This is a genomic window from Arthrobacter sp. Cr_A7, from assembly GCF_029222765.1.
Taxonomy (GTDB): Bacteria; Actinomycetota; Actinomycetes; order Actinomycetales; family Micrococcaceae; genus Arthrobacter.
Genome location: NZ_JARHXQ010000039.1, coordinates 43763 through 67131, shown reverse-complemented (window position 1 = coordinate 67131; position 23369 = coordinate 43763). Strand labels below are relative to the sequence as shown.

General features: G+C 67.7%; 22 protein-coding genes. 9 read left to right on the top strand and 13 right to left on the bottom strand.

Translation table 11 applies throughout. From position 1 onward, the window contains the following. Nucleotides 1-80: 80 nt before the first annotated feature. The 8 genes from pcaC to P2Q66_RS02255 all read right to left on the bottom strand — a co-directional run bounded on the left by pcaC (nt 81) and on the right by P2Q66_RS02255 (nt 8038). Nucleotides 81-536, bottom strand: a complete 456-nt coding sequence (gene pcaC, locus P2Q66_RS02290; RefSeq protein ID WP_115526091.1) for a 4-carboxymuconolactone decarboxylase — start codon at nt 534-536, stop codon at nt 81-83. Beyond that, nucleotides 533-1351 (bottom strand): alpha/beta fold hydrolase, encoded by an 819-nt coding sequence (locus P2Q66_RS02285; RefSeq protein WP_275725258.1) that lies wholly within the window; start codon nt 1349-1351, stop codon nt 533-535. Before P2Q66_RS02285 ends, pcaC begins: the two co-directional genes overlap by 4 nt. Then, entirely contained in the window at nt 1344-2810 is a 1467-nt protein-coding gene (locus P2Q66_RS02280) for a lyase family protein (protein WP_275725256.1), read from the bottom strand. The genes P2Q66_RS02285 and P2Q66_RS02280 overlap by 8 nt, the downstream gene beginning before the upstream one ends. Next, nucleotides 2807-3373 (bottom strand): protocatechuate 3,4-dioxygenase subunit alpha, encoded by a 567-nt coding sequence (gene pcaG / locus P2Q66_RS02275; RefSeq protein ID WP_275725255.1) that lies wholly within the window; start codon nt 3371-3373, stop codon nt 2807-2809. Before pcaG ends, P2Q66_RS02280 begins: the two co-directional genes overlap by 4 nt. A 4-nt stretch (nt 3374-3377) precedes the next feature. Beyond that, nucleotides 3378-4244 (bottom strand): protocatechuate 3,4-dioxygenase subunit beta, encoded by an 867-nt coding sequence (gene pcaH, locus P2Q66_RS02270; RefSeq protein WP_275725254.1) that lies wholly within the window; start codon nt 4242-4244, stop codon nt 3378-3380. Between the two features lie 49 nt (nt 4245-4293). Next, a complete protein-coding gene (locus P2Q66_RS02265; protein WP_275725253.1) occupies nt 4294-6198 on the bottom strand; it encodes a sugar phosphate isomerase/epimerase and 4-hydroxyphenylpyruvate domain-containing protein in 1905 nt (634 codons plus the stop codon). Beyond that, nucleotides 6198-7079, bottom strand: a complete 882-nt coding sequence (locus tag P2Q66_RS02260; protein WP_275725252.1) for a shikimate dehydrogenase — start codon at nt 7077-7079, stop codon at nt 6198-6200. The genes P2Q66_RS02265 and P2Q66_RS02260 overlap by 1 nt, the downstream gene beginning before the upstream one ends. Before the next feature lie 128 nt (nt 7080-7207). Then, complete coding sequence (locus P2Q66_RS02255) at nt 7208-8038, bottom strand: IclR family transcriptional regulator (protein ID WP_176156888.1); 831 nt, start codon at nt 8036-8038, stop codon at nt 7208-7210. A gap of 226 nt (nt 8039-8264) precedes the next feature. Here P2Q66_RS02255 and P2Q66_RS02250 point away from each other — a divergent pair, with 226 nt between their 5' ends. The 5 genes from P2Q66_RS02250 (at nt 8265) to P2Q66_RS02230 (ending at nt 14853) form a co-directional block, all read left to right on the top strand. After that, nucleotides 8265-9584 carry an MFS transporter gene (locus tag P2Q66_RS02250; RefSeq protein ID WP_079598062.1) on the top strand — a complete coding sequence of 440 codons (1320 nt, stop codon included), beginning with the start codon at nt 8265-8267 and terminating at the stop codon, nt 9582-9584. Between the two features lie 283 nt (nt 9585-9867). Continuing rightward, nucleotides 9868-11424: an ABC transporter substrate-binding protein gene (locus P2Q66_RS02245; RefSeq protein ID WP_275725250.1), complete on the top strand. Its 1557-nt coding sequence runs from the start codon at nt 9868-9870 to the stop codon at nt 11422-11424. Between the two features lie 18 nt (nt 11425-11442). Then, nucleotides 11443-12384 (top strand): ABC transporter permease, encoded by a 942-nt coding sequence (locus tag P2Q66_RS02240; protein WP_275725249.1) that lies wholly within the window; start codon nt 11443-11445, stop codon nt 12382-12384. Continuing rightward, nucleotides 12377-13207 carry an ABC transporter permease gene (locus P2Q66_RS02235; protein ID WP_275725248.1) on the top strand — a complete coding sequence of 277 codons (831 nt, stop codon included), beginning with the start codon at nt 12377-12379 and terminating at the stop codon, nt 13205-13207. The genes P2Q66_RS02240 and P2Q66_RS02235 overlap by 8 nt, the downstream gene beginning before the upstream one ends. Beyond that, a complete protein-coding gene (locus P2Q66_RS02230) occupies nt 13204-14853 on the top strand; it encodes an ABC transporter ATP-binding protein (RefSeq protein WP_275725247.1) in 1650 nt (549 codons plus the stop codon). Before P2Q66_RS02235 ends, P2Q66_RS02230 begins: the two co-directional genes overlap by 4 nt. Here P2Q66_RS02230 and P2Q66_RS02225 read toward each other — a convergent pair. Beyond that, nucleotides 14850-15926 (bottom strand): ATP-dependent DNA ligase, encoded by a 1077-nt coding sequence (locus tag P2Q66_RS02225; RefSeq protein WP_275725246.1) that lies wholly within the window; start codon nt 15924-15926, stop codon nt 14850-14852. The two genes, P2Q66_RS02230 and P2Q66_RS02225, sit on opposite strands and share 4 nt — an antisense overlap. Before the next feature lie 62 nt (nt 15927-15988). Continuing rightward, entirely contained in the window at nt 15989-16912 is a 924-nt protein-coding gene (locus tag P2Q66_RS02220) for an AEC family transporter (RefSeq protein ID WP_275725245.1), read from the bottom strand. Nucleotides 16913-17064: 152 nt separating this feature from the next. Here P2Q66_RS02220 and P2Q66_RS02215 point away from each other — a divergent pair, with 152 nt between their 5' ends. The 3 genes from P2Q66_RS02215 to P2Q66_RS02205 are packed head-to-tail and all read left to right on the top strand — an operon-like array spanning nt 17065 to nt 21053. After that, nucleotides 17065-18081, top strand: coding sequence for a TIGR03885 family FMN-dependent LLM class oxidoreductase (locus P2Q66_RS02215; protein ID WP_275725244.1), 1017 nt, complete (start codon nt 17065-17067; stop codon nt 18079-18081). Continuing rightward, nucleotides 18078-19772: an alpha-amylase family protein gene (locus P2Q66_RS02210; RefSeq protein WP_275725243.1), complete on the top strand. Its 1695-nt coding sequence runs from the start codon at nt 18078-18080 to the stop codon at nt 19770-19772. Before P2Q66_RS02215 ends, P2Q66_RS02210 begins: the two co-directional genes overlap by 4 nt. A gap of 54 nt (nt 19773-19826) precedes the next feature. Then, complete coding sequence (locus P2Q66_RS02205) at nt 19827-21053, top strand: pyridoxal phosphate-dependent aminotransferase (RefSeq protein ID WP_275725242.1); 1227 nt, start codon at nt 19827-19829, stop codon at nt 21051-21053. Here the strand turns inward: P2Q66_RS02205 and P2Q66_RS02200 are convergent. Beyond that, on the bottom strand, nt 21050-21460 hold the full coding sequence (locus tag P2Q66_RS02200; protein WP_275725241.1) for a hypothetical protein: 411 nt from the start codon (nt 21458-21460) through the stop codon (nt 21050-21052). The two genes, P2Q66_RS02205 and P2Q66_RS02200, sit on opposite strands and share 4 nt — an antisense overlap. Before the next feature lie 177 nt (nt 21461-21637). Here P2Q66_RS02200 and P2Q66_RS02195 point away from each other — a divergent pair, with 177 nt between their 5' ends. Next, nucleotides 21638-21874 (top strand): hypothetical protein, encoded by a 237-nt coding sequence (locus tag P2Q66_RS02195; protein ID WP_079598073.1) that lies wholly within the window; start codon nt 21638-21640, stop codon nt 21872-21874. Nucleotides 21875-21966: 92 nt separating this feature from the next. On the opposite strand, the gene P2Q66_RS02190 is transcribed toward P2Q66_RS02195, so the two are convergent. Next, entirely contained in the window at nt 21967-22254 is a 288-nt protein-coding gene (locus P2Q66_RS02190; RefSeq protein ID WP_275725240.1) for a MoaD/ThiS family protein, read from the bottom strand. Then, entirely contained in the window at nt 22247-23344 is a 1098-nt protein-coding gene (locus P2Q66_RS02185) for an exo-alpha-sialidase (protein ID WP_275725239.1), read from the bottom strand. Before P2Q66_RS02185 ends, P2Q66_RS02190 begins: the two co-directional genes overlap by 8 nt. Nucleotides 23345-23369: the final 25 nt, after the last annotated feature.

Here is a 23369-nt window from a genome sequence, read left to right as displayed (position 1 = left end):
GTTCCTCTGATTCTGTCCGGTTCCCCAACTAGGTCGCAGTAAGTGTCGTTATGAGGGCTCAAAACGACACTTAGTGCTACCTAGTTGGGTGGGGTGTGGGTGTCTGTGGCCGCGGGTGCGGTGTCCATGTCGCGGAACACCTGCTGGGCCGTTTTGAAGGCGGTGTTGGCGGAGGGGACCCCGCAGTAAATGGCGGTCTGGAGCAGGATTTCCTTGATCTCATCCCGGCTCAGGCCGTTGGTGAGGGCAGCGCGGATGTGCATGGCGAGCTCTTCCCAGTGCCCGTGGGCCACCATGGCGGTGATGGTGACGGCGGACCGCATCTGCCGGGAAAGTCCGGGCCGGGTCCAGATGCCGCCCCACGCGATCCGGGTGATCATGTCCTGGAAATCGTCGGTGAATTCGTCCTTGTTGGCGTTGGCGCGGTCCACGTGCGCATCGCCCAGGACTTCGCGGCGGACCACCATGCCGCCGTCGTAGATCTCTTGGCCGGTGGCACCCGGCTGGACAACACCATGCCGCTCCATGCCGCTCATTTCGCGGCCGCCCGGGACTCGGTCCAGGAGATGAGGTTGCGGAGCAGGTCGGCCACGTGCCCGGGGGCTTCGAACGGGGCCAGGTGGGCCACGCCGCTCAGGGTCGCGGCGTTGGCGGTGCCCCCGCCGGCGGTGATGCCCGCGGCAATTTCCTCCGCGAACGACGGCGGCGCAACAGTATCTTCCGCACCGGCCAGGGCCTGCGTGGGGACGCGGATGCTGCCGAGGTCTGCGCGGACATCAAAGGCGGCCAGGGCTTCGCAGCAGAACGCGTAGCTGAAGCGGTCGGCGTCGCGCAGGGCGTGCAGGAGGCGGCTGCTCCGGGCCGGTTCGCGGTCCATGAACCCCTTCGCGAACCAGCGCCCGGCCGAGCCCTGGATCATCACGGGGGTGCCCTGGGTGCGGACCGTTTCGGCGCGTTCCAGCCAGCCTTCGGGAGTGCCGAGCTTGGCTCCGGAGCACTGCACGGAGAGGCTCTTGAGACGCTCGCCGTGCTTGATGCCGAGCTGCAGCCCGGTGGCACCGCCCAGGGAAACCCCGGCGTAGTGGAAGGCGGCGCCGGGGGCGATGGAGTCCACGAGGTCAACCACCGCATCGGCGAGATCGGCGACGAGGAAGGTTTCGGTTGCGGCCGGCGAGACGCCATGGCCCGGAAGGTCCCAGGCCACCACGTCGTAATCGGTGCCGAGCAGGGTGGCCGCCTCGGTCCACAGGAGGGTGGAGGTGCCGAGGGACGGTCCCGCGACCAGCAGCGGCCTCTCGCCCAGCGGGCGTTGCGGGGACAGCAGCACTGCCTTCAGGGTGGGTCTAGCCACGGTTGGCTCCGTTCGGGGTAGCGGTTGCAAAATCGGCGTAGGCGGCCAGGATGCGGCGTGAAATTCCGTCGGCCTCGCCCAGGTAGCTGGCGGGATCCAGGAGTTCGTCCAGCCGGAGGTCGGTGAGCAGTCCGGCCGGCACGGCCTCGCGGAGCAGTGTGCGGTAGGTGGAGCCCTGTTCCGCCGCGGGTGCCTGCAGGGTCCGGTCCACCACGTCCTGGAGCTGCTGCTTGCCGGTGCGGCCGTCCTTCTCCTCGAGCAGGGGTGAGACGGCGGCGCTGACGCCCTCTGCCAGCAGCAGCGGACCGGCGAGGTCCAGGTTGCGGCGCATTGCCTGCGGGAAGACCTGCAGCCCTTCGGTGAGCTCCCGGAGGTGACCGGCAGCGCCGAGGGTGAGGGCGAGGAGCTGCCGCAGTGCGGGCCATTCGGTGTGCCACGCACCGTCGGGGCGTTCGTCGTTGAAGTTTGCGGCGGCGAGGTGCAGCTGTGCCACCAGCTGCGGTCCCTGCAGCGCCGCGCTGCGGACCAGCACGGACAGCACGGGGTTCTGCTTCTGCGGCATGGCGGAGGAGACGCCGCGGCCCGCAGCCCGCGGCTCGGCCAGCTCGGCCACCTCCGGCCTGCTCAGGAACAGCACGTCCGCCGCGATCTTGCCGAAGGCGTCCAGCACCGACGCCAGGGCATGTCCCAGTGAGGTGACGGCCAGCCGGTTGGTGTGCCACGGCCCGGGAGCGGCGGCGAGGCCCAGCTGGGAGGCAAGCGATTCGGCGAGGGTGAACGGCGTTGCTGGGGAATCGGCGGTCAGGACGGTGCCGGCGGCCAGCGTGCCCGCCGCGCCGCCGAACTGGACCGGCAGCTCCAGGTTTTCCAGCTGGCGGCCGGCCGCGGCCACGCCCTGGAACCATTGGGCGGCCCGGAGCCCGAACGTGAACGGCAGCGAGTGCTGCGTCAGGCTCCTGCCCACGCACAGCGTGTCCGCATGCTGTTCCGCCAGGGCGGCGAGCGCCGCCGTCGTCCGCTTCACGTCGGCGAGCACCGCCCCCACGGTGGTGTGGGCCATCAGCATCAGCGCGGTGTCCAGCACGTCCTGGCTGGTGAGCGAGGTGTGCACAGCCTTCCCCGCACCGATGCCCTCAGTGTCCAGCGCCGTTACGTGCTTGCGGAGCTCGGACAGCAGGGGGATCACGGGGTTCCCGCCGCCCTGGGCGCGGAGCGCCACATCGGCCAGGTCGTAGCGTCCCGTTTCGGCGGCGGAGGCCACGACGGCGGCGGATCCGGCGGGCGCTAGGCCCGCCTTTTCCAGCACCGCGGCCCAGCCGGACTCGACGGCGAGGATCGCCGCCAGCACCGCACGGTCCCCGGTCAGCGCAGCCACCAGGGGCGACGCCGAAACGGGGCTCAGCAGTCCGGCGTCGCCGCCTGCACCGCTTCCGAAACTGCCCGGGACGCCGGAGGTCACTGGAAGTCCAGGAACACTGTTTCGCCCTCACCCTGGAGGCGGATGTCAAAGGTCAGGCCGCCGTCGGGATCCCGCCGGGCGATCAGCGTCTCCCGGCGCTCCGGCTCAAGCGAGGCCAGCAGCGGGTCCTTGGCCAGGGCCTCCTGGTCCTCCGGCAGGTAGATGCGGGTGAAGAGCCGGTTGGTGAGGCCGCGGGCAAAGATGGCCACCGAGATGAACGGCGCGGCGCCCGGCGAAGTGGGGCCGGGGTTGACCGTGGTGAACGTGTAGACGCCGGAGTAACCTACGGCGCCGCGGCCCCAGCCCGTGAAGGTGTAGCCGTCGCGGACCAGCGAACCGGTCTTCTGGACGATGTTGCCCTGGGCGTCGGGCTGCCAGATCTCCAGGATTGCATCCGGCACTGTCTCCCCGGCGCCGTCGTACACGGTGCCCTGCAGGCGGATGGAGCCGGGCGAGCCGGGGGCGAGGAGTTCGTTGTCCTTTTCGAACGGCAGGGCGTACCCGTAGAACGGGCCCACGGTCTGGCCGGGCGTGGGGACAAGCTGCGTGGTCTGGTTGCTCATGTTCCTATTCCTCGTCACCCTCTGCGCCCAGCGCTTCGTTCTCGGTCCAGGTCCGCTTGGGCCCGGTCAGGACGATGTCCCAGTTGTAGCCCAGCGCCCATTCGGGTTCGGTGAGGCTGTGGTCATAGTTGGCCACCAGCCGGTCGCGGGCGTCCTGGTCCACGATGGTCTGGTAGATGGGGTCCAGCGGGAACAGCTGGTCCCCGGGGAAGTACATCTGGGTGATGATGCGCTGGGTGAACTCCGTGCCGAACAGCGAGAAGTGGATGTGCGCGGGACGCCAGGCGTTCAGGTGGTTCTTCCACGGGTAGGCGCCGGGCTTGATGGTGGTGAACCGGTAGGAGCCGTCCGGGCCGGTGATGCAGCGGCCGATGCCGGTGAAGTTGGGGTCGATTGGCGCGGGGTGCTGGTCGCGTTTGTGGATGTAGCGGCCGGAGGCGTTGGCCTGCCAGATTTCCACCAGCTGCCCGGCTACCGGGCGGCCGTCACCGTCCAGGACCTTGCCGGCGACGATGATCCGCTCGCCCTGGGGTTCGCCGTTGTGTTGGATGGTGAGGTCCGATTCCAGCGCGTGCACGTCCTGGTGCCCGAAGGCCGGCGAGTACAGCTCGATGGTTTCCGGGTCCGCGTGGTGCAGGCTCTTGGTGGGGTGGCGCAGGATGCTGCTGCGGTATGGCGGGTAGTCCAGGCGGGGCTGGGTCTCGGCCGGGGCACCGTCTTTGAGTGCCCGCTTGTAGGCGTCGGCCAGGCCGTTGATCTCGTCGCTGAGGTCCTTCTGTGTTTCCACGGCGCGGTCCAGCTGCGCGTGTCCTGCCTTGGGTTCGGCAGCCGGTACAAGCTCGTCCGTCTGCGCGGTTGTTTCGTGCGGCACGGCTGGCTCCTTTCTGGTGTTCTGTCTCGTTGGGGAAGGTATGCGGTGGTCAGTGGCGCTGGAGGGATGCGTGCTGTCGGTGGTCGTACTGGACGGCATGCCGGACCGGGGCGTTGGGGGCCCCGTACCCGTCGTAGCTGCCGCGGCGTTCCACCATCTCGAAGAACACGCTGCCTACGGTGGCGGTGTAGAAGTGCAGAAATTCCCCGCTGGCATCGCGGTCGTACAGGAGATTGAGTTCCTGCAGGGTGGCCAGGAACCCGGGTTCCAGGTCGAACCGGGCATCGAGGTCCTCGTAATAGTTGGCCGGGATCTGCAGGAACTCCAGGCCCCGCTCCCGGGCGGCCCGGGCGGTGGCCACGAGGTTGTCCACGGCGAAGGCGATGTGTTCCTGGTAGGTTTGCCGGACTTCGCTCTGCGCCTGCTGCGCCGGTGCCAGGTTCAGCACCAGCCGCACGGCGCCGTCGGTGGTCTGCATGACCTGTGAGCGGACCAGCCCGCTGGGGCTGGGAACCTCGGCGAAGGGCTGCGGCTCCAGGGCCAGGGCGCTGGTGTAGAAGAGCACGGCTTCGTCAAAGTGCTGCCACGGCTGCGCCAAATTGACGTGGTCGATGACGGCGCCGGCTCCGCTCGAGGAGCGTTCCAGGCCCTCGCCGAGCTCACCGACCTGCCCGAATTCCGCAGTCCAGGCGGCGGTGCCGTCCGGGCTGCCCTGGCACAAGAAGATTTCGGTGGAGTCCGGGGCCGAGATGCCCTGGAACACTTCCTCGTCGGCCTGGACCTTGCGGGCCACCACCGGCGCCTTGAGCTGCTGGGCCCGGGCGGAGGCAATCACCGGCGAATCGACGTCGAAGCCCAGCGCGGCGATGGCGGGTTCGGCATGCGAGGCCGCCTGCTCGTTGATGATCACGCGGGCCTGGCCCATGGTCCAGAGCTGGACGTCCTTGGTGCGGTGCCGGCCCTCGAATGCGAAGCCGAGCTGGCCCAGGAGCCTTTCGAGCTGCGCGGTATCGTCCGCCTTCACCTCGGCGAAGTTGAAGCCGGCCGGTTCGTTCACCTTGGGCAGGGTGGCCAGTTCCATGGGATACCGACGGCGGATGGCGGCACTGCCGCCCCCTTCGGCTTCCGCCGCGGCGGCGAGCCATTTGGCGCTTTGTTCCTCCAGCCAGATCAGCGAGCGCATGGCGTCCACGGCGGTACGTTCGACATCGGACTGGCGGAAGACGTCGTTGAAGACCTCCAGGGAGACCGGGCCGGTGTAGCCGGCGCGGACCACGTGGCCCATGAATTTGGCGAGCTCGAACTGGCCCTCGCCCGGAAACACGCGGTAGTGGCGGCTCCAGGAGAGCACGTCCATGGTGAGTTTCGGGGCGTCTGCCACCTGGACGAAGAAGATCTTGTCCGCGTTGATGTCCTCGATGGGCGCCGTGTCCCAGTCGCGGGACAGGATGTGGAAGGAGTCCAGGCAGGTCCCAAGGTTGGGATGGTCCACCATCTCCACCAGGCGGTAGGCGTGCTCGTAGTCGTTGACGTACTTGCCCCAGGCCAATGCTTCGTAGGCCACCTTGATACCGTGGTCGCCGGCCAGCTCGGCAAGCTGCGCCAACTGTGAGGCCCTGAGTCCGTCGTCGTCAATGGTTGCCGTGGCAACGTTGGAGCAGACCAGGATGGTGTCCATGCCAAGGCGGGACATCAGCCCGAATTTTGCCTCGGCCCGCCGGAGGTTGGCCTTGAGCAGGTCCGGCGTGACGCCGTCGAAATCGCGGAACGGCTGGTAGAGGTCAAGCCCCAGGCCCAGGTCCGCCGCCATCTTCCGGACGTCCTCGGGACCCAGGGTGGAGGTGACCAGGTCCTGCTCAAAGATCTCGATGCCGTCGAACCCTGCAATGGCGCAGGCCTGCATCTTTTCCTTCAGCGTGCCGGAGAGGCAGACGGTGGCGATTCCGGTGCGCATCAGGCTGCCACCTCCTCGGCGGCCACGAGTTCCAGGAAATGCGAGCGCATGCGTTCCGGATCCGGTTCCAGTCCGGTGAAGATCCGGAAGGCGTCGGCGGCCTGGCCCACTGCCATCCGGCCTCCGTCCAGCACGGCGCAGCCCTTGGCCCGGGCGCCCCGGACCAGTTCGGTGTCGATGGGGCGGTAGACGATGTCCGCAACCCAGTGCCGGGCTTCCAGCAGGCCAAGGTCCAGCGGGACGCCGGGGTGCGCGGCCATGCCCACGGGGGTGCAGTGCACCAGGCCGTCGGTGAGCGCCATCAGTTGCGGCAGCTCCGCCGTCGTATGGGCTGTGACGGTGCTGTCCGGGAAGAAACCGGCCAGTTCGGCGGCACGCTCGGCGGCGCGCTCAGGAGCCACGTCCACCAGGTCGAGTGCCTTGACGCCGGCGGAGAGCAGGGCGTAGGCGACGGCTGAACCGGCACCGCCGGCACCGAGCTGGACCACGCGGTCCAGCTTCGCGCCGGGCAGGCCGGAGGCGAGGGCGGCGCCGAAGCCGGAGAAGTCGGTGTTGTGGCCGATGAAGCGGCCGTCCTCGATCACCACGGTGTTGACGGCGCCAAGTTTCAGGGCGTCCGGGGAGATGACATCCAGGTACTGCAGGACCAGCTGCTTGCAGGGGTGGGTGATGTTCAGTCCGTTGAAGCCGAGGGTGCGGGCGTTCTGGAGCAGCTGGCCGACGGATTCGCCCGGCAGGCCGAGTTCCAGGAGGTCGATGGGGCGGTAAAGGTAGCGCAGGCCCTGCACATCACCTTCGCGTTCGTGCATGTAGGGGGTGAGTGACGGCGTCACGCCATCGCCGACCAGTCCCACGAGGTAGGACTCAGTTCGATTACTCATCCGTGCAGCTCCTTTGGTAACGGCACCGGAAGCGGACGTCCGCGCGTGGCGGAAGGTGCGGTTCCGGTGTTGGAAATAACAGTACAACAATTGTTCATGTATCGCACTAGCGTTCGTAATGCGAACAGCTAGCGTTGCGGCAGCCGTGCGGCCAGCTCCGCGGCAGCATCCTGCAGCAGCGGCACATGCGCTTCCAGTGCCTCCAGGCTCAGGCGGAAGACCGGAACCGCAGTGGCCAGGGAGGCAAAGGCATGGCCCTGGCCATTCAGCAGGGGCACGGCAACGGCGCGCATGCCGGCCTCGTTCTCCTCGTCCATCACCGCATAACCCCGGCGGCGCGTGCGTTCAATCTCGTCGCGGAACAGCTGCCTGTCGGTGATGGATTTGTCGGTCAGTGCCTCCAGCGGCAGCTCCGCCAGCAGCCGCTCGCGCTCCGCATCCTCCGCGAAAGCCACCAGGGCCTTGCCCACGGCGGTGGTGGAGAGGGAGCCCAGATGCCCGGGGTCGGAGGTGACGCGGAAGATCTGCGGGCCGTCCACCTTGTTGACGGTGAGGTGGTGGTTCCCGTCGCGGACGCTCAGAATCGTCGCCTCGCCCGTCTGCTCTGTCACGCGGCGCAGCACAGGCATGGCCGTGCCGGCAAAGCCGTGGTGGTTTGAAACCCGCTGGCCCAGCTGGAAGATCCGCAGCCCAAGATGGTAGCGGCGGCCATCCGGTTCATAATCCACGAACCCGTCCCGCGCCAGCGAGCCAAGGAGCCGGTAGGTGGTGCTGAACGGCAGCTCCGCGCGGCGTGAAATCTCCGCCGCGCTGGCGCCCCGGGGCTCATCCCCCAGGAGGACCAGGAGGCTCAGCGCCTTGCCCACCATGTCAGTACGGTCGGCCTTTTTCCCTGCCGCCCCGGACTCGCCGGCTTCAGCGGGAACATCATCGGCCACTGTGGTTTGGTTCACACTCATACCTCGATGTTGCCACAATGTGAGAGCTATTTCTAGATCGTGATTATTTTCTTGACAGGTGACAGTCCTCACAGCCATCATTGCTGTATCGCACAAGCAGCTCTCACCATGCGGCTACTTGTCCCGGATCTACTGTTCGATCCAGCGCATAGCGCCCCCCGCCCGCACCCAGGCGGCTGCGACCAAGTTTTAAATTCGCGACAATGTCGTCACACAAAGGAACTCCATGAGCCAGACACTTCCGTCCGCCGGAGCGGGCACCGCCACCCATGGCGGGACGCCCAAGAAGGCGGCCCTCGCCAGCTTCCTGGGCAGCGCCGTCGAATACTACGACTTCTTCATCTTCGGCTCCGCAGCCGCGCTGATCTTCCCCACCGTCTTCTTCCCGGACGCTGATGCCAACGCCGCCATCATGTCCTTTGCAACCTTTGGTTTCGCATACGTGGCGCGCCCTGTGGGCGCCGTGATCCTGGGCCACTTCGGCGACCGGGTGGGCCGGCGGAAAGTCCTCATGTTCACCCTGCTGCTCATGGGTGCCTCCACGTTCCTCATCGGCTGCCTGCCCGACTTCAACACCGTGGGCTGGTGGGCTCCGGCGCTGCTGGTGCTGGCGCGGCTCTGCCAGGGCCTTTCCGCCGCCGGCGAGCAGGCCGGCGCGTCCTCCATGACCCTCGAGCACGCCCCGGACAACCGCCGCTCCTTCTTCACCTCCTGGACCCTCACCGGCACCCAGGGCGGCCAGATCCTCGCAGCCCTGGTCTTCATCCCCGTCCTCGCCCTCCCGGACGAGATCAAGTACGGCATCGGCTGGCGCATCCCGTTCTGGCTCAGCGCCGTCGTAGTGGTTGTTGCCTTCTTCATCCGCCGCACCCTGCACGAGCCCCCCGCGTTCGAGGAAGCCCAGAAGTCCGCCCAGATCTCCAAGCTCCCCGTGGCCGACCTCCTCAAGGCCCACTGGCGCGACGTCCTGCGCGTTATCTGCTGCGCCTTCATCGCCGCCGTTTCCACCGTGTTCGGCACCCTCGCCATCAGCTACGCCAAGACCGTTGCCGGCGTTGACGGCACCACCACCCTCTGGCTCGTGGTGGGCGCCAACCTCGTGGCCCTGGGCACCCAGCCCCTGTTCGGCATGCTGGCGGACAAGATCGGACGCAAGCCGGTGTTCATCTACGGCGCGCTCTCCAGCGCTGCCCTCACCCCGCTATTCCTGCTCAGCCTCGAATCCGGCAGCGTCCCCCTGATGTTCCTCGCCGCCATCGGCTTCTTCTCCTGCGGTTACGCTGCCTCCAACGCCGTCTGGCCGTCCTTCTACGCCGAGATGTTCAGCACCAAGGTCCGCTTCTCCGGCCTGGCCATCGGCACCCAGCTGGGCTTCCTGATGGCGGGCTTCGCACCGGCCATCGTTGCAGCCATGGGCGGCATCAAGCCCGGCGGCTGGGTCCAGATCAGCGTCTTCACCGCCGTCATCTGCTCCATCGCGGCCATCTCGGCCCTTACTGCCAAGGAAACCTTCAAGGTTCCCACCCAGCAGCTCGGCCTGAAGTAGGCCGCGGGCGCGCACCTTCCCGCCCGGTTGCTTTCCGAAAGCCCGCCGTTCCGCCTGCACTGGCCCAGGAACGGCGGGCTTTCGCATCTCCGGGCCGCCGGCCGGGTGGGTACCAACCGGGCAGGAAGGTACGACGACGGGTGGCAGGCGTAGCCGCGGCCTCACCCTTCCCGCCGCTGAGCAGGTACTTCATCAATTCTCGAATTAGAGGCAGGGAAGGCTACCCTAAGTAGTCCCCTCTTTTTCCTGCCCTTCCCCCGGGCAGCCCTGCTAGGCGGTTTCTGTGCGTTCCTTCCTTCGTCCCCGCGTCCTCGTGGCAGCCCTGGCCACCCTTACGCTGGCCGGCTGCGGCTTCAGCGGCAACCAGGCCCAGCCTGCGCAGAGCACCGCAGCCGCGGACACCAGCCAGCGGATTGTGGTGGACAACTTCCGGGCACCGATAGCCAACTGGGCCGTCGAATCCGACGCCGCCTACATTCTTTCCCTCTCCGGCTGCCTCGAAACCCTCACCAAATACGACCAGGCCGAGGGCAAAGTAGTTCCCTTCCTGGCCACAGAGTGGAAGCAGACCTCCCCGCTGGACTGGGACTTCAGCATCCGGCAGGACGTTTCCTTCCAGGACGGCAGCGCACTCACCGCGGACTCCGTGGTGGCCGCACTGAACCACGTCCTGGACGCCAAGGTGCCCGCCCGCGCCTTCAACCGCACCATGATCAGCAGCGTCACCGCGCTGGACGCCACCACCGTCCGGGTGAGCACCCCCGCGGAGAACCCCCTGGTCCCGTACCGCCTGGCCAGCGTCAACACCGGCATCCTGGCCCCCGCTGCCTACAAGGACGCCGAAGTGAACCCGTTCGGCCACTGCACCGGCCCCTTCACCCCGGTGTCGGAAAAGGCCAAGCAGTCGCTGACGCTGGACCGCAATGAAAACTACTGGGGCGGCGACGTCCAGCTGGCCGGCGCAGAAATCAGGTTCATCACCAACGGTGCCACCCGCGCCGCGCAGGTGCAGACGGGTGAAGCGGACATCTCCCTGTCCATTCCCGTGGCCAGCCTCGCCGCCCTGAAGAGCGCTCCGGGCGTCACCGTGCTGGGTGCCGATTCGCCGCGCACCGCCACGCTGTACATGAACAACGGCCGCGCACCGCTGGACAACGTCGACGTCCGCAAGGCGATCCGGGACTCCCTGGACCTGGATGCCCTGGCTGCAAGCGTCTACGAAGGCGCTGCCCTTCCCGCCACCGGTCCATTCGCGCCGTCCGAGCCCTGGGCCGGCGAAGGCCAGGAGAAGCACAAGCAGGATCTCGACGAAGCCCGCAAGCTGCTGGCGTCCGCCGGCTACACCGCGGACCGTCCATTGGAAATCATCGCCATCGTGGAGCGCGCGGAATTCGCCGACGTTGCCGCGGTCATCCAGGAGAACCTGAAGAACATTGGCATCCCGTTGTCCATCCAGGCCAAGGAATACGCCTCGGCGGAACCGGACGTCATGGCCGGCAACTACGACATGCTGCTCAGCCAGCGGAACCGGCTGATCGACATCGCGGACCCCATCGGTTTCCTCACCGCGGACTACACCTGCAAGGGCACCTACAACCTGAGCCACTTCTGCGATGGGGAGTACGACAGGATCATCGCCGAAGCTGCCACAACCATTGATGCCAACGAACGCTACAAGCTGTACGCGGAAGCAGGCCGGATCCTCAAGGACAAGGCGGTCAACGCCTGGCTCGTGAACGAACAGGCCACCGACGCGGTCCGCACCAACGTCCTCTCCTACGTCCAGGACCCGCTGTCCCGCTACGTCCTGACGGCGAACACGGCAAAGTCCGCCTCCTAGTCCTCCGGGATACACCGCATGCTGCAGTTCATCACCAAACGGACCGCCACCTTGCTGGCCGCCGTTGCCGTGTCCTCCTTTGCGGTGTTCCTGATCCCCTACGTCACCCCGGGCGATCCTGTCCGGAAGATCATCCGCTCGCGGGTGGCGGGGGATGCGGTGGATGAATCGGCTGTCCGGGGGCTCGCCGAGAGCCTGGGCCTGAACGACCCCCTGGCCGCGCAGTACCTCCGCTGGCTGGGCGATTTCTTCACCGGCGACATGGGGCTGTCCTTTGCCAGCCGGACTCCCGTGGCGGAGCAGGTGCTGCCGGCACTGACCGTCACGTTGAGCCTGGTGGCCATGTCGCTGGCGCTGGCCGCGGCGGTGGCCCTTCCGCTCGGCATCATCTCCGGGCTCCGGCCGGGCAGCATGGCGGACAAGGCAATTACCGCCGTCACGCAGGCCTTCATTGCGATGCCGGAATACTGGGTGGCGCCCGTCCTGGTCCTGGTGTTCGCCCTCAAGCTGTCCGTGCTGCCCACCGCCGGCTGGAACGACCTCTCATCGGCTGTGCTTCCGGCCCTGACCCTGGCCCTGCGGCCCATCAGCTTCTTCACCTCCGCGGTCCGTGCCGGAATCATCGACGCCGCCGGTGCCGACCACGTCGCGGCGGCCCGGGCGCGCGGCCTGAGCCATGCACAATCCATCCTGCGGCACGTCATTCCGAACGGACTGGTGCCCCTGTCCACCCTCTTCGCCGTGTGGTTCGCCGGGCTGTTGGGCGGTTCGGTGATCGTGGAGGTGATCTTCGCCGTGCCGGGCATGGGAAGGCTGCTCTTTGACTCCGTGATCAACAGCGATATCCCACTCGCCCAGGGCGGGGTGGTAGTGGTTGTGGCCCTCGCCGTCGGCGTGACCACCCTGGCGGACTTCGTCCACCGCTTCCTCAGCCCCACAGTGGGAGACTCCCTTGCGTAGCCGGAGCATAGTCACCACCCTCGCCGCGGCAGTCCTTGCCCTGATCGTCCTGGCGGTGCTGCTGGCGCCGTGGATCTCGCCCTACCCGCCGGCGGAGCAGAACCTGGCGCAGCGCCTGGCTGCGCCCTCGGCCGCGCACTGGCTGGGCACGGACAACCTGGGACGGGACACCCTGAGCCGGATCCTGGAGGGCGGCCGGTTCTCCATGTCGGTGGCCGCACTGGCCACCGTGCTGACCTGCCTGCTGGGGGTGGCGGTCGGAATCGTCAGTGCGCGGCGGCGCGGCTGGGTGGATGAATTCCTGACCCGCACCAATGACGTCCTGCTCGCACTGCCGGAAATGGTGGTGGCGCTGTTCATCGTGGCTGCGCTCGGCACCGGGTTCGGTCCCCTGCTGCTGGCGCTCACGGTCACCGGCTGGACGCCCTTCGCCCGGCTGGCCAGGACCCTGGCGTATGACATCTCCGCCCGCGGCTTCGTGGACGCCGCACGCGTGGTGGGCTGCACGCCGTCGTTCATCATTTTCCGCCATGTCCTGCCCCACCTCACCGCCCCCGTCCTGGGCCAGGCGACGCTGCGGTTCGGGCACCTGCTGATCAGCGTGGGCGCCCTCTCCTACCTCGGGCTCGGTGTCCAGCCGCCGCAGTCCGACTGGGGCTCCATGCTGGCCGCCGCCCAGCCCTTCGCCGACCGCGCGCCGCTCGGCATCCTTGCCCCGGGCCTTGTCATCTTCACCGTGGCCCTCTGCGTCACGCTGCTGGGCCAGCGCGCGGCGCGCATGGCAGCCGCTCCCCTGCTGATTCCGGCGGCGGCAGACGCATGAGCACGCCGCTGGTCCTCGAGGACCTGGAAGTCAGCCTGACAAGGGACGACGGCGGGCGGCAGGGAAGGCCGCTGCTGTCCAGCGTCTCGCTGTCCGTGGATCCGGGCGAGTTCGTGGCGCTGGTGGGCAGTTCAGGATCGGGCAAGACCCTGACCGCCATGTCCTGCCTCCGCCTGCTCCCGCCGCAGCTGGAGATCACGGCCGGTTCCATCCGGCTTGACGGCCTTGACCTGGTACGGGCCACGGAACCGGAGCTCAATACGGTCCGCGGGGGCCGGCTGGGAATGCTGTTCCAGCAGCCCAAGCGGATGTTCAACCCGAACCGGACCATCGGCCACCACCTTCGGGAGCCCCTGCGCCTTCATGGCGGGCTACGCGGGCCGAAGGCAAGGGCCAAGGCAGTGGAGCTGCTCGAGGAGGTGGGCTTTTCCGATCCCGTCAAGGGGTTCCGCGCCTACCCCCACCAGCTCTCCGGCGGCATGGCACAGCGCGCCATGACGGCCCTGGCACTGGCCGGGCAGCCGGAGATGCTGCTCGCCGATGAGCCGACGTCCGCCCTGGACAAGGTGCTGGAACGCCAGGTCCTGCAGCTGCTGGACCGCGAACGCCGCGAACGCGGCCTGGGAATCCTGTACATCACCCACAACCTCGCCTCCGTGGCCGCCTACGCGGACAGGGTCCTGGTCATGAATGCGGGCAGCATTGTGGAGGCAGGCCCCGCCCACGAACTGCTCACCCGGCCAAAAACCGCGTACGCCCGGGACCTCCTGGCGGCAGCGCAGCTTGCCCCGGAGTCCCGGCGCCGACCGTCCTCAGCGGAGCGTGACGTCCTGGTCCTGGACGGCGTGGGCAAGCGCTTTGGTCCGCGGCGGAAGCCAGGCAGCGCCGCGCTGGACGACGTCTCCCTGTCCCTCCGCCGCGGCGAGATCCTGGGCGTGCTGGGCCAGTCAGGTTCGGGAAAAAGCACGCTGGCGAAAGCAATTGTCGGCCTCGAAGCTGCCAGCACCGGGACCATCACCCGGCAGCTGGACGGCGCCGAAGCCCAGCGGCCCACGGCCGTCCAGCTGGTGTTCCAGGAACCGCACAGTGCCTTTGACCCCCGGATGACGCTGCGGGCCAGCCTGCGGGCGCCGCTGCTGCCGCGCCGCGGGCTGACACCCGCCCAGCGGGAGGAGCGGATCGCCGCCGCCCTGGCCGAGGTGGAGCTGGACGCCGGGCTGCTGGACAAACGCCCCGGCCAATGTTCCGGCGGACAGCTTCAACGGGCCACCATTGCCCGCGCCCTGCTGCTGGAGCCGCAGGTCCTGATCTGCGACGAAGCCACCTCGGCACTGGACGCACTCACGCAGCGGACCATCCTGAACCTGCTGCTGCGGCTGCAGCGGGAGCGCAACCTGTCCCTGATCGTGATCTCCCACGACATGGATGTGGTGCGGTACATGTGCGACAGGGTTGCCGTGCTGCTCGAAGGCCGGGTGGTGGAGGTGGCGGAGACCCGTGACTTCTTCGCTGCACCCCGGCACCCGCACAGCCGGTCCCTGGTGGCAGCCTCCATCCCCTGCCGCGCGGACGGCCTGTGGTCCATGCTGGACGCCCGGAACCATGCCGCACGGGCGGGGCTGGAACGGCAGGCCGCGGAAGGCTAGGACCGGCCGGTCGCCAGCACCGACGCCAGGTCAAAGTTGACGGGCTCCTCCAGCTGCGCATAGGTGCAGGATTCCGGGTCCCGGTCCGGCCGCCAGCGGTTGAACTGCGCCGTGTGGCGGAACCGGTCACCCTCCATGTGGTCGTACCGGACCTCCACCACGAGCTCGGGCCGCAGCGGCACAAAGGACAGGTCCTTGCCGGCGCTCCAACGGCTGCCCTCGGCGTTGCGCGGCGTCCGCTCACCCTCTTCCTGCTTGCCCCACGCCCAGGGGTGGCCCTCGAAATCCGTGACCAGCGGCTGGAGCTGTTCGTACAGTTCCTTGCGCCGCTTCATGGGGAAGGCGCCGATGACGCCCACACTGGCCAGGCCGCCGTCGTCCTTGTACAGGCCCAGCAGCAGCGAACCGATGCTGTCCGGGCCGCTCTTGTGCACCCGGTAGCCGGCCACCACGCAGTCCGCGGTGCGCTCGTGCTTGATCTTGAACATCACGCGCTTGTCCGGCTGGTAGGTGCCGCCCAGGGGCTTGGCCACAATGCCGTCCAGGCCTGCCCCCTCAAACTGGCTGAACCATTGCCCCGCAATGTCCTTGTCAGTCGTCGCGGCGGTGAGGTGGACCGGGGCCTTGCTGCCCGCGAGCGCCTTCTCCAGCGCCGCCCGCCGTTCAGCGAAAGGCCTGCCCGTGTAGTCGTCGTCCCCCAGCGCCAGGAGGTCGAACGCCACGAAGGAGGCCGGCGTCTGCCCGGCCAGGAGCTTGACCCGGCTGGCCGCGGGATGGATGCGCTGCTGCAGGGCGTCGAAATCCAGCCGGTCCCCGGACGCGCCCACCAGCACGATCTCACCGTCCACCACGCACCGTGCCGGAAGGTTCTCCTTCAGCGCCGCCACCAGCTCGGGAAAGTAGCGGGTCATGGGCTTTTCGTTGCGGCTGCCGATCTCCAGGTCGTCACCGTCACGGAAAATGATGGACCGGAAGCCGTCCCATTTGGGCTCGTAGCTGAGGTCGCCCTCCGGGATGCCGCTGACGGACTTGGCGAGCATGGGCGGGACGGGCGGCATCACGGGAAGTTCCATGCTGCCCATTCTTGCCCGGCGACTGCCCTTCGCGGAACCCCGCAGGTGGCCGTGTCAGCGGCTCAGCCGGCCAGCAGCCAGACGATCAGGACCAGCGCCGGCGCGGCGGCCGCCGTCGAGAGGAGGATGGTCTCCCGTGCCACCGCCACTCCCCGGCCGTACTTGCTGGCGAAGAGGAACGCGTTCTGGGCGGTGGGCAGCGCGGCCATGAGCACCACTCCCAGGAGCATCTGCTGGTCCAGGTTGAACAGGAAGCGCCCGACGACGAACGCCACCGCCGGCATCACCAAGGACTTGAGTGCCGTGGCTGTAAGGATCTCCGCCGTATGCCCGCCGCTTTTCAGCATGCGCGTGCCGCGCAGCGACATTCCGAATGCCAGCAGCACCACCGGCACGGCGGCTCCGCCCAGGAGGGTCAGCGGTGCCATCACCGGCTCGGGAAGCTCCACGTTGAACGCAGCGAGGACCACGCCCAGGAGGGAGGCGATGATCATGGGGTTCCGGAACGGCTGGGTGAGCAACAGCCGCGGCGAGAAGCGGCCCGCGGCCGAAAGATCCAGCAGCGTCAGGACCAGCGGGGCCAGCAGGAGCAGCTGGACCAGCAGCACCGGCGCCACCGGGGTTGCGTCGCCCAGGGCGTAAAGCGTGATGGGAATGCCGATGTTGTTGGCGTTGACATAGGAACTCGCCATGGCACCAATGGCCGTTTCCGCCAACGGACGGCGGAACCACAGGCGGCTGACGATGACGTACAGCAGGGCCGTGGCCGCCGCCGTGATCAGCGCGAGCGGCACATAGGCGGAAAAGACCACCGAGATGTCCGATTCCAGCACCACCGTGAAGAGCAGGACGGGATTGGTGATGAAGAAGGCGGTCCGCGTCAGCGCCGACACCGTCGCCTCGCCGCCCAACCCGCAGCGCGCGGCAAGATATCCCACGGCAATGACGACGCCGATCACCGCCAGCCCGATCAGCACGCCGCCCATCCGAGGCACTTCCTTCCCGTCTTTCCGCCTCCCGCCGGTGAGGCGGGAAGGCAGTACTACAAGTTACAAACTTATCCGACAAGCAGGCTCGCGCCGGCACCGCTGGACCCGGGCCCTCGACACGGCACCACTACGGACGGTAGAGGTTAACGATGGTTACCCTCGGTTTTCACGCATCGCATGAACAGATCAGTCCCGGCCAGCTGCTCAAGGACGTCCAGCACGCGGAGCGCGCCGGCTTCGATGCCGCCATGTGTTCGGACCACATTGAGCCCTGGTCCGCACGCCAGGGGCACTCGGGCTTCGCCTGGTCCTGGCTGGGCGCCGCCCTGGCCACCACCAATTTGAGGTTCGGGGTGGTGACGGCACCTGGCCAGCGCTACCACCCGGCCATCATCGCCCACGCCTCCGCCACGTTGTCCAGCATGTTCCCGGACCGGTTCTGGTTCGCACCCGGCAGCGGGGAGAACATGAACGAGCACATCACCGGTGACGGATGGCCCGCGAAGGATATCCGCCAGCGGCGCCTGGAGGAGTGCGTGGACGTGATCCGCCGCCTCCACCGCGGCGAGGAGGTCACGCACCGCGGGCTGGTGACCGTGGAGCAGGCACGGATCTGGGACGTTCCGGAAAATCCGCCGCCGCTGATTGCTCCCGCTGTCAGCGTGGACACCGCCCGCCGTGCCGCCGCCTGGGCCGACGGCCTGGTCACCGTCAACCAGCCGGCCGCGAAACTACGGGAGGTGCTGGCCGCGTACCGGGACAACGGCGGGCGGGGAAAAGCGGCGCTGCAGGTCCACCTGTCGTGGGCTCCGCGTGAAGCTGACGCCGCCGCCATCGCCCTGGACCAGTGGCGGACCAACACCTACGATCCGCCCATCCCCTGGGATCTGCCCACGGCCGGGCACTTCGACCTGGTGGGCGAACACGTGACAGAGGACCAGGTCCGCAAGACTGTAAACGTGTCATCGAGCCTGGACCAGCACGTTGAGTGGCTGGCGGAGTACGCCGGGCTGGGCTTCGACGAGCTGTACCTGCACTTCGTGGGGCAGGAGCAGGCTCCCTTCATCGACGCGTTTGCGGCGGAGGTCCTGCCCCAGCTGCGCGCAACCGGTGTCCCGCAGCTTGCCGGTGCCTCCAGCGAACCGGCCGCCGGGGCGTCCGCATGAGGATCGCCGAGACTTCCGACCTCTGGTGGAAAAACGCTGTCATCTACTGCCTGGACGTGGAGACATTCTTTGACGACGACGGCGACGGCCTGGGTGACTTCGCGGGCCTCACCCAGCGCGTGGACTACCTGGCCGCCCTGGGCGTGACGTGCATCTGGCTCATGCCGTTCTACCCTTCCCCCGACCGGGACGACGGCTACGACGTGACCGACTTCTTTGGCGTGGATCCCCGGCTTGGCACGCTGGGAGACGTGGTGGAGTTCATCCGAGCCGCCAAGGACCGCGGCATGCGCGTGATTGCCGACTTCGTGGTCAACCACACCTCGGACCAGCACCCATGGTTTGTCGAGGCACGGAAATCAACCGACAACCCGTACCGGGACTTCTATGTGTGGCGGAAGGACACTCCCCCGGACACGTCCTCCGAGGTGGTGTTCCCCGGGGAGGAGGACTCCCTCTGGACGCAGGACGAGGCCACCGGAGAGTGGTACCTGCACATGTTCGCCAAGCACCAGCCGGACCTCAACGTCACGCACCCCGGAGTCCGCGACCAAATCGCCAAGGCCATGGGGCTCTGGCTGGAACTGGGGCTGGACGGTTTCCGGCTGGACGCCGTGCCCTTCTTCCTGGAGACCCGGGGCCAGCCCAAGGACGAGGCGGCCAACCTGGATCCGCACGAATACCTCGCGGCGCTGCGCAGCTTCGTCAGCCGCCGCAACGGCAGCGCGGTGCTCCTGGGCGAAGTGAACCTGCCGTACAAGGAACAAGTGGAGTACTTCGGCGGGCCGGAGGGCAATGAGCTGAACATGCAGTTCGACTTTATGTCCATGCAGCACATCTACCTGTCGCTGGCCCGGCAGGACGCCCGTCCGCTCGCGGAAACGCTCAAGAGCCGCCCGCCGCTCCACCCGGACAACCAGTGGGCCATGTTCGTGCGCAACCACGATGAACTGACGCTGGACAAGCTCAGCGACGGCGAGCGGGAAGAGGTTTTTGCCGCCTTCGGGCCGGAGAAGAACATGCAGATCTACGGCCGTGGCCTGCGGCGGCGGCTCCCCCCGATGCTCGGCGGCGACCAGGAGCGCCTCCGGATGGTGTATTCCCTGATGTTCTCCCTGCCCGGCACCCCCGTGCTGTTTTACGGCGAAGAGATCGGCATGGGCGAGGACCTTCGGCAGAAAAGCCGCGCTGCGGTACGTACGCCCATGCAATGGACCAGCGAAAAGAACGGCGGATTCTCCACCGCAAAGGCCTCCGACCTGGTGGCACCCCTGGCCAGGGACGAGTACGGGCCGGAGCACGTCAACGCCGCAGCCGCGAAGCGGGATCCGAACTCGCTGTTCAACTTCATGTCCACCCTGATCCACCGGTACCGCGAATCCCCGGAACTGGGGTGGGGGGAGTTCGCCGTCCTCGACCAGCCCGAACCCGCCGTGTTTGCGCACACGTGCAGTTCCGACGGCGGCACGCTGGTCCTGCTGCACAACCTGGGCGAAGGCGCGGCAAACATCCAGGCCTGCCTCAGCCCGCCGGACGGCTCCGGGCGGGGGTACAGGGACGCTGTCCTGCTGGACCTGTTCGACGGCGACAATATTCCCCTGGAGCCCGACGGCAGCTTCAGCGTCAAGCTGGAACGCTACGGCTACCGCTGGTACCGCCTGCACCGGAAAGGCGACCGACTGGCTCCCTAACGCTCCGGCACTTAACGGGGACGCCCGGCGTCGGCCTTTATGAAAAGATCAACCATGCGCGCCATGCAACACTCCAGCAAACTCCAGAACGTCCGGTACGAACTCCGCGGGCCCATCCTCCAGGCTGCCAAGAACATGGAGGCCGAGGGGCACCGGATCCTCAAGATGAACCTCGGGGACACCGCCCCGTTCGGACTGGAGACGCCGGAGTCCGTGGTGGTGGACATGATCCACCACCTGCGGGGCGCGCAGGGCTACAGCGATTCCAAGGGCATCTTCTCGGCCCGGACCGCCATCTCGCAGTACTACCAGACCCGGGGCCTGATGCAGATCGGCGTGGAGGACATCTTCATCGGCAACGGCGTCAGCGAGCTCATCTCCATGTGCCTGCAGGCGTTCATGGAGAACGGGGACGAAATCCTGGTCCCCGCACCGGACTATCCCCTGTGGACGGCCGCCGTCACCCTGACAGGGGGCGTGCCCGTGCACTATCTCTGCGACGAGGCCGAGAACTGGTGGCCTGATATGGCCGACGTCGAGGCCAAGATCACCAGCCGCACCAAGGGGATCGCGATCATCAACCCCAACAACCCAACCGGGGCCGTCTACCCCCGGCACGTGCTGGAGCAGTTCGCGGCGCTGGCCCGTAAGCACAACCTGGTCCTGTTCTCGGACGAGATCTACGAAAAGGTGCTGTACGAAGACGCCCAGCACATCCACACCGCATCCGTGGCAGAGGATGTGTGCTGCCTGACGTTCAGCGGCCTGTCCAAGGCCTACCGCATGCCCGGCTACCGGGCGGGCTGGGTGGCCGTTACCGGGCCGCTGGCCGCCACCGCCGCCTACCGGGAGGGCCTGGAGTTGCTGGCGTCCCTGCGGCTGTGCCCGAACGTTCCCGCCCAGCACGCCATCCAGACGTGCCTTGGCGGTTACCAAAGCATCGAGGCGCTGGTCCAGCCGGGCGGGCGGCTGCGGGAACAGCGGGACCTGGCGTTCAAGCTCCTGACGGCCATTCCCGGCGTTACCTGCGTACCGGCGTCGGGGGCCATGTACCTCTTCCCCCGCCTGGACCCGGAACTTTACCCGATCGCCAGCGACGAACAGTTCGTCCTGGACCTCCTGCAGGAACAGAAGATCCTGGTCTCCCACGGCTCGGCGTTCAACTGGCCGGCGCCGGACCACTTCCGGTTCGTGATCCTGCCGTCCGTGCTGGACATCGAGGAGGCAGTGGGCCGGATCTCCACGTTCCTGTCCGGCTACCGCAACCGCGCGGCGGCCTAGCCGGAGCGTGGCCTCAGGGCGTCGGCCAGCCGAAGCAGGGTCCCGGCTTCCGCCACGATCAGGTCCTGGGTGGAGGCGGAAACGGTGACGCTGCGCCTGCTGTCCTGCTCCTGGTTCCGGATGCCGACGGCGATGGCGCTCATCAGGTCCGCATCCTCTGCAGTGGCCAGGTCACTGCCGATGAGCTGGACCAGCACCTTCAGCCCGGCCAGCCGACGCTGCGGATCAGCGTCACTAAGGGCTGAATCAATGGCCCATTGCGCGCGTTTCCACCACTGGTCCCGCCGGTCTGCCCGGTCCCGCTGCCGGTACGCCAGGAAGGCGACCAGCACCACACCGAACGTTGCCAGCGGCGCCAGCGCCGCCGCAGCCAGCACCGACGTCCAGATCCCCTGCACGATCTCCATGGGACTACCTTAGGGGCCGCCCCCGCCGGCCCCGCGGACAACTGCCGTGCCGGAGAAACACCGCCGGTTCGAAGAACTAACCGGTACCTAACCGCGGGGAAACCAGCACGCAACATTGCCCGGCCACACTGGTAGTGCAGGCAAGAGCCGGCACCAGCCCCAGCCAGGAGGCCCGCCATGATGAAGAAAGCGACCACGCATGTAACCAGAGTCCGCGCGTTGGACCAGCTCCACCGCGGTGATGAAATCGAAGCCCGCCTTTCCGTTGGGCCTTCCTACGACGATGTGGTGATCCGCCGCGGCAGCGTCCAGGAAACGGCGCCGGGCATCGGCGTCGTCTGGATCATGGACCGGGTCACGGGCCTGCGGAAAGCGATCAATACGGACGAATGCAGCGTGTGGCGGGTCGCCTGAGGCCGGCCGCCTTTAAACCTTTCCGGGGCACTACACACCGCGGAGGCGGGCGCAGTCAGTAAGGACTGCCCGCAACCGCGGCGGAGTGACGCTCAGCCGCCGGCCACCGACTGGATGATCAGCACCTCCTGGCCCGGCACTACCTCGGTGTCCAGCCCCCGCAGCCGCCGCACCTCATCGCCGTCCACGTAAACATTGACGAAGCGGCGCAGTGCGCCGGTTTCGTCGCGCAGCCGCCTGGCAAGCACCGCGTAGCCGGAGGTCACGGAATCCAGCAGCTTTTCCACCGTCATCGGCCCGTCGGCGGGCGCAGTCAGTACGGACTGCCCGCCGGCCAGTGGCTGCAGGACGCCGGGAAGCACCACCGTGATGTCAGTCACCGGCCACCGCTGCGGCCCGCACGCAGAGAACGTCCGGCAGGTGGGCTGCCACTTCCCTGAACGTTTCGCCCTCGTCAGCACTTGCGTAGACGCTGCCGCCGCGCGTGCCGAAGTACACGCCGGCAGGCTCCGCCGTGTCTACGGAGGCAGCGTCGCGCAACACGCTGTTGTACTCCGCCGCGGGCAGCCCGGAGGACAGCCGAGTCCAGGTGGATCCGGCGTCATCCGTGCGGTGGACGGCGAGTTCGCCGTCGGGGGGAATGCGTTCCCCGTCTGCTTTCAGCGGCACAACCCAGGCCGTTCCCTCGCGGCGGGGATGGGTCAGCATCACAAAGCCGAAGTCAGCCGGCAGCCCGTCGGCTATCGAGGTCCAGGTGTCCGCATTGTCGTCCGTGCGGTACACGCCGTGGTGGTTCTGCGCGTACAGGCGTCCGTCCACCGCATGGTCCGCCGCGATCTTGTGGACGCATTGGCCGAACTCGGGATTGGGGTCCGGCATGAAGTAGGCGGAGATCCCCTTGTTGCGTGCCTCCCAGGAGGTGCCGCCGTCGAGCGAGCGGTACACGCCGCCGGTGCTCATGGCCACGTGGACCGTTTCCCCGGCCGGGTGGACCACGATGGAGTGGGCGGCCGCACCGCCGTAGCCTGCACCCCATTCGCTGCGGTGCGGATGGTCCCACAGGCCCCGGTTCAGTTCGAAGTGTTCGCCGCCGTCCGTGGATTTCCACACGGAGATGGGTTCCGCTCCTGCCCACACCACTCCCGGACGGGAATCGGCATCGGGATAAATCTGCCAGATGCGCTCCAGCGCGGCGCCGGTGTCCTCCGGAAATTTGATGGCGCCCTGTTCCGGCTCGGACCAGGTGGCACCGAGATCATCGGAGTGTGCAACGGTGGGACCCCAATGCTCGTTCCGGACGCCCACCATGATCCGGGTTCGGCCGTCCCTGGTGTCAATCCCGATGCTGGGAACCTCGCTCATGAGGAAATGCGGGCCGGTAAACGACCAGTCGCGCCTGTCCTGGCTGGTGGCCAGCCACAGCCCTTTTTTGGTGCCGATCGCTAAGACAAAACTCTCTGCGGTTGCCATGCCCCCATGCAACCACCGCGGTGGG